The 17,809-nt window shown below is 62.7% G+C and carries 17 protein-coding genes and 1 tRNA gene; 6 read left to right on the top strand and 12 right to left on the bottom strand.

Annotated features, from left to right (window positions below; all coding sequences use genetic code 11):
* Together AYJ54_RS45785 and AYJ54_RS45780 are read right to left on the bottom strand one after the other, a co-directional pair.
* Positions 1-342: a DUF167 domain-containing protein gene (locus tag AYJ54_RS45785; RefSeq protein WP_063709093.1), complete on the bottom strand. Its 342-nt coding sequence runs from the start codon at positions 340-342 to the stop codon at positions 1-3.
* A gap of 17 nt (positions 343-359) precedes the next feature.
* On the bottom strand, positions 360-650 hold the full coding sequence (locus tag AYJ54_RS45780; RefSeq protein WP_063709092.1) for a YggT family protein: 291 nt from the start codon (positions 648-650) through the stop codon (positions 360-362).
* Between the two features lie 186 nt (positions 651-836).
* Here AYJ54_RS45780 and AYJ54_RS45775 point away from each other — a divergent pair.
* Positions 837-912, top strand: a tRNA-Ala gene (locus AYJ54_RS45775).
* A 109-nt stretch (positions 913-1,021) separates the two neighbouring features.
* On the opposite strand, the gene AYJ54_RS45770 is transcribed toward AYJ54_RS45775, so the two are convergent.
* The 7 genes from AYJ54_RS45770 to AYJ54_RS45740 form a co-directional block, all read right to left on the bottom strand.
* Complete coding sequence (locus AYJ54_RS45770) at positions 1,022-1,834, bottom strand: enoyl-CoA hydratase (RefSeq protein ID WP_063709154.1); 813 nt, start codon at positions 1,832-1,834, stop codon at positions 1,022-1,024.
* A gap of 105 nt (positions 1,835-1,939) precedes the next feature.
* Positions 1,940-2,743, bottom strand: coding sequence for a glutamine amidotransferase (locus AYJ54_RS45765; protein WP_063709090.1), 804 nt, complete (start codon positions 2,741-2,743; stop codon positions 1,940-1,942).
* A 128-nt stretch (positions 2,744-2,871) separates the two neighbouring features.
* Positions 2,872-3,651, bottom strand: coding sequence for an SDR family NAD(P)-dependent oxidoreductase (locus AYJ54_RS45760; RefSeq protein ID WP_063709088.1), 780 nt, complete (start codon positions 3,649-3,651; stop codon positions 2,872-2,874).
* A 230-nt stretch (positions 3,652-3,881) separates the two neighbouring features.
* Positions 3,882-4,370: a tellurite resistance TerB family protein gene (locus AYJ54_RS45755; RefSeq protein ID WP_063709086.1), complete on the bottom strand. Its 489-nt coding sequence runs from the start codon at positions 4,368-4,370 to the stop codon at positions 3,882-3,884.
* Positions 4,371-4,715: 345 nt separating this feature from the next.
* Positions 4,716-6,125 (bottom strand): adenylate/guanylate cyclase domain-containing protein, encoded by a 1,410-nt coding sequence (locus tag AYJ54_RS45750; protein WP_063709084.1) that lies wholly within the window; start codon positions 6,123-6,125, stop codon positions 4,716-4,718.
* A 50-nt stretch (positions 6,126-6,175) separates the two neighbouring features.
* Entirely contained in the window at positions 6,176-7,543 is a 1,368-nt protein-coding gene (locus tag AYJ54_RS45745) for a cytochrome P450 (protein ID WP_063709082.1), read from the bottom strand.
* Between the two features lie 35 nt (positions 7,544-7,578).
* Complete coding sequence (locus AYJ54_RS45740; RefSeq protein WP_063709152.1) at positions 7,579-8,949, bottom strand: hypothetical protein; 1,371 nt, start codon at positions 8,947-8,949, stop codon at positions 7,579-7,581.
* A 138-nt stretch (positions 8,950-9,087) separates the two neighbouring features.
* Here AYJ54_RS45740 and AYJ54_RS45735 point away from each other — a divergent pair, with 138 nt between their 5' ends.
* Positions 9,088-10,776: an MFS transporter gene (locus AYJ54_RS45735; protein WP_063709080.1), complete on the top strand. Its 1,689-nt coding sequence runs from the start codon at positions 9,088-9,090 to the stop codon at positions 10,774-10,776.
* Positions 10,777-10,989: 213 nt separating this feature from the next.
* Here AYJ54_RS45735 and AYJ54_RS45730 read toward each other — a convergent pair whose 3' ends face one another.
* Both AYJ54_RS45730 and AYJ54_RS45725 read right to left on the bottom strand, forming a co-directional pair.
* Entirely contained in the window at positions 10,990-11,205 is a 216-nt protein-coding gene (locus AYJ54_RS45730) for a hypothetical protein (RefSeq protein ID WP_063709078.1), read from the bottom strand.
* 167 nt (positions 11,206-11,372) lie between these two features.
* A complete protein-coding gene (locus AYJ54_RS45725; RefSeq protein WP_063709076.1) occupies positions 11,373-11,669 on the bottom strand; it encodes a hypothetical protein in 297 nt (98 codons plus the stop codon).
* A gap of 251 nt (positions 11,670-11,920) precedes the next feature.
* On the opposite strand from AYJ54_RS45725, the gene AYJ54_RS45720 reads away from it, so the two are divergent.
* The gene (locus AYJ54_RS45720; protein WP_063709074.1) at positions 11,921-12,976 is read left to right on the top strand and encodes a polysaccharide deacetylase family protein; all 1,056 of its coding nucleotides are present in this window, start codon (positions 11,921-11,923) and stop codon (positions 12,974-12,976) included.
* An 80-nt stretch (positions 12,977-13,056) separates the two neighbouring features.
* Here the strand turns inward: AYJ54_RS45720 and AYJ54_RS45715 are convergent, their stop codons facing one another.
* Entirely contained in the window at positions 13,057-13,395 is a 339-nt protein-coding gene (locus AYJ54_RS45715) for a hypothetical protein (RefSeq protein WP_063709072.1), read from the bottom strand.
* A gap of 402 nt (positions 13,396-13,797) precedes the next feature.
* Here AYJ54_RS45715 and AYJ54_RS51660 point away from each other — a divergent pair, with 402 nt between their 5' ends.
* From AYJ54_RS51660 to AYJ54_RS45700, 3 genes are all read left to right on the top strand, one after another.
* Positions 13,798-14,211: a hypothetical protein gene (locus AYJ54_RS51660; RefSeq protein ID WP_063709070.1), complete on the top strand. Its 414-nt coding sequence runs from the start codon at positions 13,798-13,800 to the stop codon at positions 14,209-14,211.
* A gap of 771 nt (positions 14,212-14,982) precedes the next feature.
* Positions 14,983-16,065 carry a dsDNA nuclease domain-containing protein gene (locus AYJ54_RS45705; protein WP_063709069.1) on the top strand — a complete coding sequence of 361 codons (1,083 nt, stop codon included), beginning with the start codon at positions 14,983-14,985 and terminating at the stop codon, positions 16,063-16,065.
* A gap of 62 nt (positions 16,066-16,127) precedes the next feature.
* A complete protein-coding gene (locus AYJ54_RS45700; RefSeq protein ID WP_063709067.1) occupies positions 16,128-17,804 on the top strand; it encodes a hypothetical protein in 1,677 nt (558 codons plus the stop codon).
* The last annotated feature ends 5 nt before the right edge of the window (positions 17,805-17,809 follow it).

Here is a 17,809-nt window from a genome sequence, read left to right as displayed (position 1 = left end):
TCAGTTCCTTAGATCTTTAGATTTGGCCGAGGCGAGCTGGCGCAGCATGTCGCCGAGCCGCGCCGGATCGCCATCGACCCCGATCTGCTTCAATCGCGACGTCGCTCCGGACAACAACTTCACGCTGGCCTTGGGCACACCGAGCGATTTTGCCAGCAATGCCAAAACCGCCCGATTGGCCTCGCCGCCATCGGCAATGGCGCGCACGCGCACCTTGAGCACGCTGCGGCCGTCGGAGAGCTGCTCGATCCCGTCGATATCGTCGCGGCCGCCGCGCGGCGTCACGCGCACGGCAATGCTGATGCCCGAGGTGGAGGTGCGCCAGGGCTCGCCTGCAACCAAGACTCCGCCCGCGTCGCTTAGAGTACGTTCGGGTAGATGTAGTACATGATCACCCGTTCGATGAACATGATGATCAGAATCAGGATGATCGGCGAGATGTCGATGCCGCCCAGATTGGGCATGAAGTTGCGAATCGGCGCCAGGACCGGCTCGGTAATGCGGTAGAGGAACTCCGCCACGGCCGAGACGAACTGGTTGCGGGTGTTCACGACGTTGAAGGCGATCAACCAGGACAGGATCGCGGACGCGATCAGCAGCCAGACGTAGAGGTCAAGCACGATGATGACGATGTCGAGAACGGCACGCATGGCTGGGGAAACTCTGGTTCCGGTGGGGACTGACGGCTTTTGCTAGATATCGGTTCCCCCCGGCCCAAACAAGGGAAGTCCCACTCCCACAGGGCTAAAAGCGGGTTACGCCCGTCCTTGACTTGACCTTGCCGGGGACTTAAATGGCGCCGGTTGTCGGCCGCGTTTACCAGAGCGGCCCGCGACGGGGCCATAGCTCAGCTGGGAGAGCGCGTCGTTCGCAATGACGAGGTCGGCGGTTCGATCCCGCCTGGCTCCACCACGCTTCGCCCTTCGGGCTACGCGTGGCGCAGCCACGCAAGAGCCCGAGGGGCGAAGCGTGGTGTCCGGCGAAGCCCAAAGGGCGAAGCCGGACTGTCAAACAGTCTCCCCTACCTCCCCGTGAACCGCGGCGGCCGCTTCTCCATGAAGCTTGCCACGCCCTCCCGGAAGTCGCTGCCGTTCAGCGCGATCAGCATCTCCCGGTTGGCCTCGATGGTGGCTTCGGCGAGCGTCTGGAATGGCACCTCGTAGAGCTGCCGCTTGATCACGGCCATCGCGCTCGGCGAGACGAAATCGGCGAGATCGCGGGCGTAGGCGTAGGTCTCCTCGCGCAGCTTCTCGGGCGGGCAGAGCCGGTTGACCAGCCCGATCCGCAGCGCCTCGTCGCTTCCCACGCGCCGGGCCGACAGCAGCAGATCCATCGCATTGGCATGGCCAACGATGCGCGGCAGCATCCAGGAGATTCCGTGTTCGGCGATAAGTCCGCGCCGCGCGAAGGCGGTGGTGAACACGGTGTTGTCGGCGGCAAAGCGCAGGTCGCAATAGAGCGCGTGCACGAGCCCAATGCCCGCGGTTGCGCCGTTGAGCATGGCAATCACAGGCTTTCCGATCGACGGATAGAAGGCATAACGCGTCTGCCAGTCCGGGCGGCGGTTCATGTCGAAGGGCGGCAGGCTCGAGGCGCGTCTGACGTCATTGGGATCCAGGCCCTTCAGCGCATCCATGTCGGCGCCGGCGCAGAAGGCGCGGCCGGCGCCGGTGAGCACGATGACGCGGACATTGTCATCGGCGCTTGACGCTTCCATCGCGTGACGCACGTCGCGCTCCATGATCGGCGTCCACGCATTCATCCGATCGGGGCGATTGAGCGTGATGGTCGCGATCTTGTCGCTCACCTCATAGAGAATGTGCTCATAGGCCACGGCGCTCTCCCTTTGTTTTATCTGCACGCCTTTGCGTGCGCTCATTGGGAGAGAGCCTAGCACATTCAGCGATGGGGCAAGGACGAAGGCGCAGCGAGCGCGCGATCACTCGGCGGCTTGCGCCAGCGCTGGCCGGTGCGCCAGCCAGCCGCCGATGAAATGATCGAGCCAGGCGCGTTCCGCAACGTCATAGACCGCGCGATCCGCGAAATGATGATGGCGCTGCCGTGCCCCGGGGGCGCTGAGACCATCATAGCTGCGCGTGGTCCAGCAATGCATCATCGCGTAGGTCACGTCGGGATGAAACTGGACGCCGAAGGCACTGCCGGCGCGGAACGCCTGCACCGGAAAATCGTCGCCCTCGGCGAGCAGTTCGGCACCAGGAGGCAGCTCAAAACCCTCGCGATGCCAGTGATACACCTGCGCCGGCCAGTCCGGGCAGAGGGCTTGTCCCGCAGCGGTCGGGCGGATCGGGTAATAGCCAATCTGCGTCAGCGCGTCGGGATGCGGCGCAACGCGGGCACCGAGTTGCATCGCGAGCATCTGTGCGCCCAGGCAGATGCCGAGGAACGGCCGCTGTTCGCGGAGCGGAATTTCGATCCAATCGATCTCGCGGCGAATGTAGTCCTCGGAGTCATTGGCGCTCATTGGACCGCCGAAGAAAACGGCACCGGCATGCGCTTGAAGCGTCTCGGGCAGGGGATCGCCGAAGCGCGGCCGGCGGATGTCTAGTCGATGGCCGAGCGCGCGCAAGGCGTTGCCGACACGGCCGGGCGTCGAGGACTCCTGGTGCAGGACGATCAGAACCGGCAAGCGGCTTTCGCGATCGGAGGCGGCCGCGCCGGGCGCCCGTCGTCGGGGGAAGGGCACCACCTCTGCACCACCAAGCCTGTCCGTCCGGAGCGACATTGCCTCTGCGAGTGCTAACGGTTCAGACCGCCAGCATAACTAAGCGATCGTTAATTTCGTGTGAGTTCGCGCACGCGCCGTGATGGAGGCAAGCTCCGGGCCAATACGGGGCCGCCGTCGCCTCCATCCTAGCGCTTGCGCCTCTGAAACCGGCCGACCGCGGCCAGGATGAAGCCGCGCGGGAAAAACCGCAGCAGAAACGGCACGATCTTGATGCCGAGACCGGGCAGGACCGCCCGCTTGTCTGCCATCAGGCCGCGATAGGCAGCCAGCGCGACGTCGGCGGCGGAAACGTTGAGGATCGCGGAATCGAAGCCGGGGGCAAAGCCCGCGCGGGCCTGAAACTCCGAGGGCACCGGACCCGGGCAAAGTACGGTGACACGCACGCCGTGCTTGCCGAGCTCGCAGCGCAACGCCTCGGTAAAGGAGATCACATAGGCCTTGGACGCGTAGTAGACGGCCATGCCGGGGCCGGGCAGGAAGCCCGCAACCGAGCCGACATTGAGAATGCCGCCCTTGTTGCGGATGAGCTGGTCGGCGAAGCGCAGCGACAGATCCGTCAGCGCACGGATGTTCACGTCGATGATGCCGAGCTGCTCGGCGCGATCGCGCTTGATCGCATCGCCGAACACGCCGAAGCCGGCATTGTTGACGAGATGATCGAGCTCGACACCTTCGGCTGCGAGGGCTGCCGCGATCTTCTCGCCGGCATCCGCGGCTTGCAGGTCGCAAGCGACCACGATCGGCTTCTTGCCGCCTTTGGCCGAAAGCTCGCTCGCGAGTGCCTCGAGGCGATCCGCCCTGCGTGCCGTCAGCACCAGGCGGTGTCCGTTCGCGGCGAACACGCGCGCCAGCTCCGTGCCTATGCCGGCCGAAGCACCGGTAATCAGCGTCACGCGCTCGGTCACGATCGAAGTCTCTTAGAGGCGGGAAAATCTTAACGACAACGCTGAAACGAGAGCATAGGCCGCGTGCGCGACGCAAGCTGCCACGCTGCATGGCGCGTTGCGCGAATGATAGGCAAAGCGGGAAAACCCGCTGATTTGCAGGGTTTTCCGGCGGCAAGCGCGGGCCGCCGATACATTAAAGTTTCGTCATGTCGCGATCACACGCCCGACGAGCGGCGGGACGAGGCGGCTCAAGCGCCGACGGCGCCGTCCTTCACCTGACCACCGGCGCGATTGGCGACGGCGTGCTTCAGGTCGATGCGGTCGCGCTGGGATATGCCGAGCAGGTCGGACGCGCGCCAGACCACGTTGTCTTCGAACTCGCTCACCTGGCTGTCGGCATAGACCAGCTCCCACATCATCTGGACGATGCGCTTGCGTCCCTCTTCGTCGAGCGAGCGCATGATGACGCTGGTGAAATGATAGAGGTCGACGGCCTCGCCCTCGACCTGGGTCGCATCGGCGATCAGGCGATCGGCGGTGCCGCGATCAAGCCCGAAATGGTTTTCAATCAGGCTGTGCAGCTTGCGCTGCTCGGTCTCCGTCGGTTGACCGTCCAGCGAGATCACATGGATGAGCAGCGCCGTTGCCGCCAGCCGGTAATCGCCGTCGCCGAAGGCGCGGTCCTGGCCATGAGGGGCAACAATCTCAGCGATGAATTGGCGCAGACCGTCGAGCATGAGTCCTACCGAAATTGATGAAGCCGCAGGAAGCGGCTTTGCAAGCCATTATATGAGCAGGAAACTCAACCGGCGCAACGTGCGTCAGTTCGGCGCGTGCATTACGTTTCGGCAATATGGGCGTCTTCAGATACCAGGGCGCGCGATCAAGCCGTCTCCACTGATGTCGTCCTGGCGAAAACCAGGATCCATCACCCCAGCATGAGTTTTGCGACGACTGGTCGTTCGGAACTCCGGCCGCCGTCACTGATGGATTCCGCGGGTCCTGGCTTTCGCCAGGACGACGTTGGGGAGATATGGTGCTCCGTTCGCGATGACGTCGATCACGGCGGCTTCGTCCAAACCTCACGGTATCTCGTACACCACCATCTTGTCGGCGATGCCGCGCAGGGCCGCCTCTTTTTGGATCGGCTTGATCGCGCGTTGTTCGAGAATTTCGGCGACCGCCGGCGCATCCAGCACCGGGCCGGTGATGTGGATCTCCTGCGCGGTCGACAGGCTCTGCACGCGCGCGGCAATGTTGACGGTCTGGCCGAAATAGTCCTGCCGCTCGTTGAGCATCACCGCAAGGCACGGCCCCTCATGGATGCCGATCTTGACGATGAGATCGGCAGTGCCGCGCTGCTCGTTGAGCTTGTCCATGGCCGCACGCATCCGCAGGCCCGCGACGATCGCGTGCTCGGGGCGGACGAAGGTCGCCATCACAGCGTCGCCGATAGTCTTCACCACCGCGCCCTTCTCCGAGGCGATGATCTCCAGCAGCGCATGGAAATGCGCACGCACGAGATCGAAGGCGGCGAGATCGCCGACGCGCGCGTAGAGCGCGGTCGAGCCCTTCAGGTCGGTGAACAGGAACGTCAGCGAGGTGATCTGGAGCCGCTGGTCGATGTTGAGATTATCGGCCTTGAATACGTCACGGAAGGTCTGGTTCGACAGCATGCGCTTGGCCGTCAGGAACGGCTTGCGCTTGCCGATGAGGTGATGAAGCGCCTCGGCCGCGATGAACACCGACGGCAGCACGCGCACGCCGGCCTGGTTCTCCAGCGACAGCCGCAACGGACCCGGCCGCATCGTCGCGGTTCCCGTCGGCGCCCGCACCTTGTTGTACATGATGGCGAGCTGCTGGCGATCCTTGGTCGGCTCACCCTGGACGTCGATGAACTGGGCTGCGTGCGTCACCGGTTCGAAGATGATGATGAAATCGTTCGGCAGCTGCAGCGACATGATCGCCTTCTCGCCGGCCGGCAATTCGAGTGTATCCAGCGTCACCTCGTTGGCCAGCGTCGAAAACGATTCCTTGTTGAAGTCGACACCGGAGCTCCAGAACACCTGCTTGAAGTACTCCCAAACCGGGAGCGAGTCGGGATCATGCGCGGCGATCTTCCGCACACGCGGGTTCACCGTGAAGGACACTTCGACCTGATCGTCGACGGACGCCTTGTAGCCGCAGGCACAGAGCGCGCAGTGATAATCGTCCGGCTTGAGCGCCTTCAGCGTCGAATGCGCCCCCAGCACCCCGCCGCATCCCGGGCACAGCACGTTCCAGCCGAGATCGAACAGTCCGAGCCGAGCCGAATGCAGGAAGGCGGAGATCACGCGCTCTTCGTCGAGACCATGCTGCCGGGAGAAATCGAGGACATTGACGCGGTTGAGCTCATGATCCTCGCCGTGGTCGATGAGGTGCGCAATCGCATCGACCACCTTCGCATCAGCAGTCTGCTTCAGAACGGAAAACTGGGCCTGTATGTCGCTCATGGCGGGGCTCTATCTAGGGTGGATCACGCCATCGGCCAGACGAGCGCCTGTCACCGACGCGTGATGCGGAACATGGGCGAGTGATCCGGCTGGGTCGTGACGACGCCAAGCGGAATGACGGGATTTGTATCAGTCAGTTCGACACGGAACGCGCCGATGAGCCGGGCCAGGGCCAGCACGGATTCCGCCTGGGCGAAGGGCGCGCCGACGCAAACGCGCGGACCCGCGCCGAACGGCAGGTAGGCAAAGCGGTCGGGCGCTTCAGTCGACATGAACCGCTTGGGAATGAACGCGTTCGGCTGATCCCACAGCTTTTCGTGCCGGTGCAGCAGCCACGGCGCGATCATGATGATATCGCCCTTGCCGATCGGAACCCCGGCGGCATTGTCCTTGTCGCGCGCCGCACGCGCGATCAGGAAGGCCGGCGGATAGAGCCGCATGGTTTCTTCGATGACGGCGCGGGTGAACTTCTGGCGATCGATGTCGGCCATGCTGTCGAGATGTTCGCCACGGGTCTCGGAGGCGACCTCCTCCTGCGTCTCCGGATCGAGCGCGAGCAGATAGAGCGCCCAGAACAGCGCGGTTGCTGTCGTCTCGTGACCCGCAAGGATCATGGTCGCGACCTCGTCGACGAGCTGCGCGTCGGAAAAGCCCTTGCCGGTCTCGGGATCGCGCGCCTCGTCCATGAGATCGAAGAGATCACGGGGCGGGGCGCCGTCCTTCTTGCCCACCGCACGCCGCTCGGCGATCAGCATGGCGACGAATTCGGTCCAGCGCTTGCGGAAGCGGGCGCGGGCGAAATCCATCGGGCTTGGCCAGGACACGGGCAGCACCATGTCGAGGAAATACGCCCGTCCCAGCCGCTCGGCATACTCCATGACGAAATTGCGCAAGGCCGGACCATGCCGGTCCATGCCGAACGAGAACATCGTGCGTCCGGCGATTTCGAGCGTCATGCGCTGCATCACCTCGCGCAGGTCGACGGCCTCGCCCACGCGCCCATCCAGCTTCGCGAGGGTCTCGTCGAGCACCGTTGTCATGTGCGGGACGAGGTTCGCGGTGGCGCGTGGCGTAAACGCCGGCGCAAGGGTGCGGCGTTGAAACGTCCAGGAATGACCTTCCGCGATCAGAAGACCGTCACCGAGCACGGGACGCAGCATGCGGATGCCCGCCGGCGTGCGCGTGTAGTTCTCGTAATTGCTGAGCAGGACATGCCGGATCGCGTCCGGGCGGTTCAGGATGAAACTGTTGCGGAAGACAAAGCGCCCCGGGATGATCTCTTCCTCGTAGGCACGCTGCCCCCAGGTCGCGATCATGTTTCGCCGGATCACCGCGAGCTTACCAAGGAACGACATGTCGTCCGGGGCACGCGGTGGGGTTGGAGGGATGATAGGCCGACGCACGCTGGCGATGTTCATGGCTCTCTCCCCGCGTATCCCGCGTGGCTAAATAGCTAATAAGTCAGTTCGGCAATCGCAATCCTGTTCTCGGCGGCAGGCCAGGCCCGCGCCACAATCCGTTCTTCGCCGAACTGGGCCACGATGTTACGGCCGACGTCGGCGGCCGGAAGGCGCAGTATTGCTGCCGAATCCGTGGGCACGCCTGGCTTGACGTCGGCCGGCTCCTTGCCGTCGAGCAGCACCACGTCCCGCGGCAGGCCGAAATAACCACGCGGACGCGACATGATCACGACCGCGCCGGCGTCCTTGTCCGCCGGCCCGAGCGGGCGCGCGGCGCGCAAGTCGACGACGTCGGACGAGCGCGGGAAGGGCGAGCGATAGATATGCGTCGTCGGCGCATCCGGCGAAGTCAGAACAAATTCGAGCGACCAGGCAGGATCGACCTGCGCCGGCCCCCAGCGGCCGTCGGCGGCGGTCTTCGAGCTATGCACCGCATTGCCCATGCGCTCGCCAGTTTCGGGATCGACGCGGAAGATCTCGACGGTTGCGCCCGCCACCGGACGATTTGTCGGCACGCCGCCCGGCGTGCCCGTGACCAGGCCGCTCAGCCTGACCCTCTGCTCCGGCGCAATCGCGATGCGCGCGGGCTCGCGGCCGGCGATGAATTTGTAGATTTCGCGGAACGCGCGCGGATGAAACGCCACCTCGCGATGATCGAGCGCACCGAGTACGAGGTTGGTGGCGCCCTTCAGCTCCGGCCCCTCTGCGGTTATGCCGGTCGGCACACCGGGCTTGCCGATGAAGCGACCGTCGGGTTGTGCATACTTATCCATACCGTCGCTGCGCAGCGTGAGGAAAGCCGGGCCCGGCGTCACCTCGCTCTCGCCTTCGTTCAGGCCGCGCAAGAACGGCCCGCGACCATTGAACTCGCTCCCGGGCTGATCGTCGGTCGCGAACACGCCGTGATTGGGCGTGCCGCACAAAACGGCGTGGCTGACATCATCAGCGCCGCCTTTCTTGATGACATTGCGGATGGCGTAGCCGCCGCGCGAGCTGCCGACCAGCGCCACGCGAGCCGCACCTGCGCGACGCTTCAGTTCAGCGATGGCCGCGGCCAGCTCGCGGCGCTGGTCCTCAGTCGAGGAGCGGTTGGCCTGCTCGACCTTGTCGTCGCTTCGCGCGAGAGGATCCGTGAAATTGATCGCCAGCATACGCTCGCGCGCGACGCCGTTGGATTCCATCCGCCACATAGTCGTCATCCAGAGTGCGTCGTAGTCGCCATTGCCATGGACGAACAGGATCGGCGGCACTTCGGGGGCCGCCGCCAGCGGCTCGGTCTCGGCCGATGCGTCGATCCCGAAGCTCGCGGCCGCGAAGGGCAGGGCGCCGACGCCTTGCAGGATCGTCCGTCGTGACAGCTTCATCATGTTCCTCCCGGGCAACCCATGCCTTTGCACCGCTTATAGACGTCTAAGCACTGGACAGCGAAGGACTTTCGCGGGCATCACTGAGTCCAATTGGAATCGCTGAGGCCACTTCTGCCAGCGCAAATGGAAGGGGATATGACCGAGCAGCCGAAACGTCAGAGAATTGCCGCCGACGGCATCACCGCACCGCTGCGGTACACGGTATTCCGGCGTATCTGGCTCGCCAGCCTGCTCTCCAATCTCGGCCTCCTGATCCAGGGCGTGGGCGCCGCCTGGGCGATGACGCAGATGGCGGCCTCGGCCGACAAGGTGGCGCTGGTGCAGACCGCACTCATGCTGCCGATCATGCTGATCTCGATGCCGGCCGGCGCCATCGCCGACATGTATGACCGCCGCATCGTCACCCTGGTGTCGCTCTCGATCGCTCTGATCGGCGCGAGCGCGCTCACCATCCTGGCGGGGCTCAAGCTCATTACCCCGGAAACGCTGCTCGCCTTCTGCTTCGTCGTGGGCAGCGGCAATGCGCTGTTCGGCCCGGCCTGGCAGTCCTCGGTCAGCGAGCAGGTGCCGCCTGACGCGCTGCCCTCGGCAGTCGCGCTGAACGGCATCAGCTACAACATCGCGCGCAGCTTCGGTCCCGCGGTCGGCGGCGTCATCGTCGCCGCGGCCGGCGCGGTGGCCGCCTTTGCCTGCAACGCCATCCTCTATCTGCCTCTGCTGGTGGTGCTGCTGCTCTGGCGGCGCACCAACGAACCCTCGCGCCTGCCGCGGGAAAAGCTCAACCGAGCCATGGTCTCCGGCGTGCGCTACATCACCAATTCGCCGCCGATCAAGATCGTGCTGTTGCGCACGCTGGTGATGGGCCTGATCGGCGGCGCCGTGATGGCGCTGATGCCGCTGGTTGCGCGCGACCTCTTGCACGGCGGCGCCCAGACCTACGGCATCATGCTCGGCGCCTTCGGCATGGGCGCTGTCGTGGGGGCGCTCAACATCCATGAGCTGCGCAAGCGCATGAGCGGCGAGGCGGCGATCCGCGCCTGCACGATCTCGATGGCGTTCGCGATGGCCGCCCTTGCCGTGAGCAGCGAACCGGTATTGACCGCGGCCGCGCTGGTGCTGGCCGGCGCGGTCTGGATGGCCGCCGTGGCGCTCTTCAATATCGGCGTGCAGCTCTCGGCGCCGCGCTGGGTGGCCGGACGATCGCTCGCGGCGTTCCAGGCCTCGATTTCGGGCGGCATTGCAATCGGCGCCTGGGGCTGGGGTCACCTCACCGACTATGCCGGTGTCGAGGTCGCACTATTGGTCGCGGCCGGGTTGATGCTGATCTCGCCGCTGCTTGGAATTTGGCTGGCGATGCCGCGCGTCGGCGCGCGCAACGAGGACGCCGAGGTGCTGGCCGATCCGGAAGTGAAGCTGTCGCTCACCGGGCGCAGCGGGCCGCTGGTGGTCGAGATCGAATACCGCGTGTCGCAGGAGAACGCGCGTGCCTTCCATAATGTGATGCAGGACGTGCAGCTCTCCAGGCAGCGCAACGGCGCCTATGGCTGGTCGATCGCGCGCGACATCGCCGACCCCGAATTGTGGACCGAGCGCTATCACTGCCCGACCTGGTTCGACTATTTGCGCCAGCGCAACCGGTCGACCCAATCCGAACGCGCGCTGCACCAGAGCGCGATCGATTTCCACATCGGCCCCGAGCCGGTGCGGATCCGCCGCATGCTGGAGCGTCCGTTCGGCTCGGTGCGCTGGAAGGAAGAGACGCCGGACCGCGCGAGTGCCGAAGTGCTGCCAGTGGTCGCGACCGCGGCGGGAAGCAGCACGTAGTTTGATTTCCGCAGCCGTAGCCCGCATGAGCGATAGCGACATGCGGGGCCAGGAATCCCGGATATCGTTGCGCTCACCCGGGCTACGGGAGTTTTACGCTCGTCATTCCGGGGCGCGAAGCGCGAACCCGGAATCCATCGAGCCGCACACGCCTGGAGGAATGGATTCCGGGCTCGCGCCGAGCGGCGCGCCCCGGAATGACGAAAGAACGTCCTACTGCCCGTGGTCGGTCAGCACCTTGTCACAGGCCTTGCTGAGGCGCGTGCGATTCTGTTTCAGGCAGGCGAGCACGGCTGAATCGCCATTGTTCATCACGGCGCGGCAGTGACGCGTGACATCGCGCGCGCAGGCGTCGTGGCCGGGCTGCTGCTGCGCCGACGCGCCCGATGCGCACAGGATCAAGGGAATAATGAAAAGAAATCTGGTCATCGCGTAATGCCTCTAACCCGGAAACATGAGCGGGCGAAGCTAGAGCGGTGATCCCGACCCCGCAACGGCTTTGTTGATCAGCCGCGCTGGCGCTGCCGCGTGCTTAACGCCAGAGCACATCGCGAGGGAGCTGGAGGACGCAACGATCGATTCGCTTGCGTGCTCTCTTATTGATTGTCCTGGGCGTCGGCGACCTTGCGCGACGCACCGCCCTTGGCGAGATCCTTGTCCATCACCGCGTGGCAGCCGACGCTCAGATCAGAGCGGTGCTTGATCATGCAGGCGGTGATCTTCGGAATGTTGGGGATTTCAGGCGAGCACAGGCGGAAGGCATCGCCGGTGCACATCTGCTGCGCCTCGGCCGAGAAGGCGAAGCTCGAGCCGGTCGACAGGATGGAGGCGATGGCGGCGAAGCTCAGCGCCAGGCTGGCATCGCGGACCTTGGAGGAGAAGGACGTGGTCATTTGAGGCTCCCATTGGCGCCGCGTGAGGCGGCGCGTTGTTAACGGGAGCTACGATGCTCTCGCAAAGTCGTTTCCGATGTGATGACGGTCACGGGCCGGGCCCCGACTGTGACATCGGTCACTTTGGCGCAGTCCCCTGAAATTCCTCCGCAACCGCCGTCGTGTTGGTGTCACGTTAACTGTTCCTTCGCATTATCGGCTCGGCGCGGAGAAAATCCGCTGGTTTGGTTGCGTAATTGGAAAGAGTAGCGATGCGTAATGCGTTGGGCCTGATGGTGGCCAGTGTGATTGCGGCGGTCGTGATCGCCGCCGGAGGTTGGTTCTTCTATTCCTCGCGCGCCGAACAGGCCGCGCCCAAGACAATTGCCGCCCGTGCCGCCGATCCGTTGTCGGCACCGGCGAAACTTTCCGCCAAGGATGACGTCGAGACCACCGCGGCGCTGTCCGGCAAGCCGGCAGCGCCTGCAGCTGCGCCGGCGCCCGCTCCTGCACCGGCCTTCCCGGTTCAGCAGAAGTCGATCTGCGCCAATCCGAACGCCCTCGGCGTCGCCCGCGTGGTCGAAATCGACACCACCGGCGGCCCAGGCTTCGGCTTCGAGCACTTCAAGCAGTTCGACTTCCTGACCGACAAGGAGGTCGTGCTGACCTTCGACGACGGTCCGTGGCCGAACAACACGCCGGCCGTGCTGAAGGCGCTGGCTGATGAATGCACCAAGGGCCTGTTCTTCGCGGTCGGCAAGCACGCGACCTATCATCCGGAGATCCTGCGCCAGGTGCTGGCCCAGGGCCACACGGTCGGCTCGCACACCTGGTCGCACGTCAATCTCAACAGCAAGAAGATGACGGAGCAACAGGCCAAGGACGAGGTCGAGAAGGGCTTTAGCGCGGTGAAGTTCGCGCTCGGCACCAACCCGGCGCCGTTCTTCCGCTTCCCGCAGCTTCAGCACAATCCGGCGATCGTGAGCTATTTCGGCACCCGCAACGTCGCGATGTTCTCGACCGACCTCGACTCCTTCGATTTCCGCAAAGAGAGCACGCCGGACAAGATCGTCAGCAACGTGATGACCAGGCTCGACAAGCTCGGCAAGGGCATCATCCTGATGCACGACTTCCAGAAGCACACCGCCGAAGCGCTGCCGACGCTGCTCGCGCGCCTGAAGGCCGGCGGCTACAAAGTCGTGCAGATCAAGGCCAAGACGACGTTCCAGACGCTGCCGGAATATGACGAGGCGCTGCTTAGGGATCTGAAGGTGCCAACTTCGAGCGCGCGTCCGATCTCGACCGTGGTGCAGACGGTCTCGCAGTAAGTACCCATCAGCTCGTCGACTGAATGCGCATGGCCGGGCTTGCCCCGGCCATTTGCATTTTGGGAGAGGCGAGCGGCGGCCTACCAATAGATGCCGTGGCGGTGCAGCTCGCTGATGATACGCTCCTCGGTCCACCCGCGGCTGCGCTTGGGCTTGTCGGCCTTCGCCGTGGTCTTCGACGCGAGCTTGGCGGGGGCGCATGTGGTCGACGGTTCTGCCGCCGGGGCCGCAGCGGCGGGGGTGGTGGAGACGGCAGAGGGCCGGTCGACATATTTCGGCGTCTCTGCGGGCGCTGGCGCGGACGTCGGAGCGGATGCCGCGGGATTGTCGGCGGAAGCCAGCGTCAGGCTGCGCGAACCCGCAGCCTGCGCGGAGGCCGAGGCCAGAACCATGACGGCAACCAGAATGATCTTGCGCATGTGAAGTCTCCCCGTGTTTGTGTGAGGAGACACTAGGAGAGACCAGCGCGACGTTATGTGACAAAGGTCACATCTAGACTCTGCGGCCTTGCGCCGATGGCAACGATCTGGACGCGAAGCTGCGGCCGCATCATTGCAACAAGGTGGGACTGGGAAAGGCGCTGGTGCGCAAGAGGGCATCCCACTTAAGGCGCATCATCTTGATGTTGTTCGCGATTCCTTGCGCGATTTTCGAAACGGACCACGAAAAGCACCACGGAGTTATGGGGCTACTCGGTCCTGCGTTCCAATAAAGCGTTATCGAGATGGATCTCGACCGCGCGCCGCGAAGCGGCGGGGGTACGGTATTTCCGGGGATCTAACGAGACACCAGCACAGGCGCCGAGTTCATCGACGCGCTCGATGCCGGGTTATGGCGAGGTCGACCCCGAGATCAGGCCCGCTCTCGAACTGATGCGCCGGCAGGACATCGATACGCCTACCGCGATCGAGAGGTTCGCGCAGGCGCACATTTCGAAGTTTATGATACCTTTGGGTACGAGGTCGATGATGAGATTTACTCGCGAGCAGCATCAGACTATGGCGAAAATCTTGCGCGCGACGGCTCAGAAAGCCACGGGCACGAAGAAGCTGCGTCTGGCGAGTCTCGCGCAAACGGGCCGCCTGCTCGCGCAGATGGCGGGGACCGGCGGGATGACGCCGGAAGCACAGAGCCCGACGCCGGAGTCGGGCAGTCCGGCCGAAACTCCGCCCGTGCAGCTGGAGAAGGCCGCGCCGAAGATGCCGCCGAAGCCGAGCGACCCCTCAGCAAGCTAGCCCCGATCGATCGCCGCAAGGCGATCGAGGCGGCGAGCCAATCGTCGAGACCTTCGCCGTATTCAAGACGCGAGCGGTCGCCACCCGGTAACGGCTATCAGTCGACACTGCTCGAGGCGATCGAACCCAGTCTCCCGAGCAGATCCAGCAAATCATCTCGAATGCTGTAGCCAAGATCGACCTCTCACCGATCGAACTGCCCGCAAGGCCGCCGAAGCGACGACTTATAGCCCACCCCGCCGGAGCCAGAGAAGCTGGCCTGGGTAAAGCCCGGCCGACTCGTTCAGCGATGAACGTCCGGTGATGGGGGAGGTTACCAGCTACCCGTTGCCAATGATCTTGCCCATCTCCTCGACCGTCGAATCGGGTTTGGGGTCACCTACAGCCGGTTTGATTCCGTTACCAATGATCTTGCCCATTTCGGCTCCTCCGATCCTGAACCCCAGCGCCAATTAGTGAGCGAGAGAAATGGCAGGGTTCGATGACAGGTACGTGAGCCCGAAGAAGGGCAAATCGAGCACGCTCAGATCGAACTGCACCTCGGCAGGAGCCTTTCAGGCAGCGACGGAAATATCGGCACCATGGGGCCAGCGATCCCTTGAACCGCGGTCAGCAACATTCGCAGGCCAGCTCGGCCAGCATCGGCCTATCTCTGGATGCTGCCGATCCTCGCTGGAACCTAAATCCAGCGCGTCTACCAGTTCCGCCAGCGTCCTATTGGTTGCAGAAACCCCAGACCTAGCGTCTAATGAATACAGGTTGGGGAAACCTATGACAGCACTGACGACTGCGCTCGTCACGGCGAAGCCGCGCGAGAAAGCGGGATCACGGACTGGCTCGCGCTATGCCTTTCAGGCACACGTCTCGCTGGCCAAGATGCTTGAGCTTCGGAGGTCAGGTGCCGACTTCCGCGCCATATTCGACCATTTCGATGACCTTGCCATCCTGACCCCTTCGAAATGCCCGGATCAAGTCGAGTTCTTCCAGATCAAGGGGAAACAACAAGGAAGTTGGACGGCAGCGAGTCTCTGTAAGGTGGACGATGAGGTGCCGAGAACTATCGTCGGCAAAATGTATCACCATACGCAGACGATCGGAGCATCCGTGGCAGGATGCGTTTTTCTCACAAACGCATCGTTCGGCCTAACGCTGGCCGACGGAACGAAAACCGGAATTGATCACACCAAAATTTTCTACGCGAGCTTGGGATCCGAAGATAAGACTCGCTTTGCCGCCGCCCTCGAAAATGACTTTCCGTCGCCCCGTTCTCCGGCAGAAGATGAAGTATTCAGCTTCGAACGAACCATCGTTCCAGTCACCGGATACGATCTTGTTCTAAAAGGATTGTTGGTCGATGCGGTCGAAAACAAGGAAGGCGTAGTTGTTGCAGCCCTCTATCGGACGCTGATTCAAGACATCACTTCACGCGCGAACGACACGACCGTTTGCTTGAATCTGTCGGACGTCTTCACCCACAAATCGCTAGGTTGCGAGGAAATGGATCAAATACTGGCGGCCGCTGAGAAGCGCCGAGGAATACTTGATGTTTGGAAGACCGTTGATGAAGAGTTGAAGGACGCTGGCCGAACTCCGATGGAGCGCATTAAAGGCCAAACGGCAGTTGTCAACTATCTACGCGACCGCTCTATGCGTAAGCGTCAAGCCGAGACTCTGGCGCAGGAGGTGTACGGGGCGTCTCAACTAATCTCGGCGCGCGTCCGCACTTGTGATAATTTGCTCGCCGCTGCCGATCTGATCAGAACTAGCTTGCCCTCTTCGCTGGTCTCCCAATACGAACAACTAACCATCGAAGCGGCGATACTGGTCGAGCTGTACGAGAGCTTCAATGGATGAACAGCGGGATTTTGGATTGCGGCGATTGCTGCTGAATCTTGGGGGGAAGCGGCGTGCGCACAATGAAGTTCAAAAGAATTTCTCTTCTATCGCAAGACGAGAAACGGGCGTTCACGATGGAGTTCCACAACGAGGCGACAGTCGTGAAGGCGGGCAACGGATTCGGCAAGTCGGCTCTTCTGAAGAGCCTCTATGACACGTTCGGCGCTGAGCCGCACCGGATCGACCAAGCTTGGCGAAGTGCGAATGTCATTTCGGCGGTAGACTTCGAGGTTAATGGGCGGCCGCAAACCATTATGAAATTTGCGGGCATCTACACTGTCTTTGATGAGGGAGGCAACAAGACCCTTCAAACGTCATCCGTCACCCAAGGTTTGGCTCCGTTCTTGGCGGACTTGCTCGACTTCCGCTTGCTTATGATCGACAAGCGAGAGCAAGTTCTCATTCCACCTCCTGCGTATGCCTTTGCGCCCTTTTACATGGATCAGGACCGGAGTTGGACTTCTGCTTGGGAGCCCTTCCGCAACATGTACTTGCCTCGCTCGGCTGCCACTCTAGCGGACTACCATTCTGGCCTGAAGCCAAACGAATATTACGCAGCTCAAGCTGAAAGGGATCGCTTGGCGACAGTGCTGCGGGAAGCAGAGCTGCGGAGGGACGGCGTTGTTGCTGCGGTCGAGGAGTTGCGGACCGTCGAGCCGGACACCGACGTACATTTCAATATTGATGATTTTCAAGCTGAGACTGCTGAGCTGCTCGCCGAGAGCACACGATTGCTCGATGAGCAAAATTCCTACCGGGCAAAGCTTTCAGAGTTGATCGACGCTCGCGCACTTTGGATTACTCAGGCTGAGATTACTCGCGCCGCGCTCGGCGAAACAGATGAGGTGTTCAAGAGTGCCTTTGGCCATCCCATCGACGTCGAATGCCCGACGTGTGGCGAGCACTATACAAATGACATTGCAGCTCGTTTCAAGATCGCTGCCGACGCTGAGGCGTTGATTGCGGTGTTGAACCACGCTCGCCAAGAGCAGCAGAAGCTTGATAAGCGGATCGAAATAGCTCGGCATGACATCGAAGCAATCGACATTGCTGCCTCAAGCGTCCGGGCCGTATTGGCGACGCGAAAGAATGATCTTACGTTTGGAGCGATAGTTGCCGCAGAAGGGCGAAACGCCGCAACCCGTGTTCTGCGCGAGCGAGTTAAGGAGGTGGACGCCGAGATCGGCGGACTCAACTCAAAAATTGAAGAAATCGCCGCAACCATGCGCGGACTGCTGGACCGTAAGCGATCTCGGACAATCAAGGACTTATTCGCCAGCCACTTTGTGAGTTTCGCTCAACAACTGGATGTCCGGATTGGGGATTTGCCGTCCAATCCAATGGCGTCAACGTCTCACGCGCGCGGAAGCGAAGGCCCGAGAGGTCTCGCCGCCTACAATTACGCATTCCTATATACCACCCAGCAATATGGCTCGATGGTATTCTGTCCCATCGTGGTTGATGCGCCGAACCAACAGGGTCAAGACGCGCAACACTTGCCTGCTATCATCTCATTTCTGGTCAAGAAACGGCCAAAGGGTGCTCAGCTCATCCTCGGAGTTGAGGAGGCGGTAGGAATAACAGAGAACGATGCAGACATCGTTAGTGTGGGAGTACGTAAAAACCAGCTTCTGAATGAAGCTGAGTTCGAAGCAGTAAGCACACAGCTTCGCCCATATATTGCGCAAGCTCTATAAGCTCT

It is taken from the genome of Bradyrhizobium centrolobii (assembly GCF_001641635.1).
GTDB classification, from domain to species: domain Bacteria; phylum Pseudomonadota; class Alphaproteobacteria; order Rhizobiales; family Xanthobacteraceae; genus Bradyrhizobium; species Bradyrhizobium centrolobii.
This window is presented reverse-complemented; position numbering and strand designations above follow the sequence as displayed.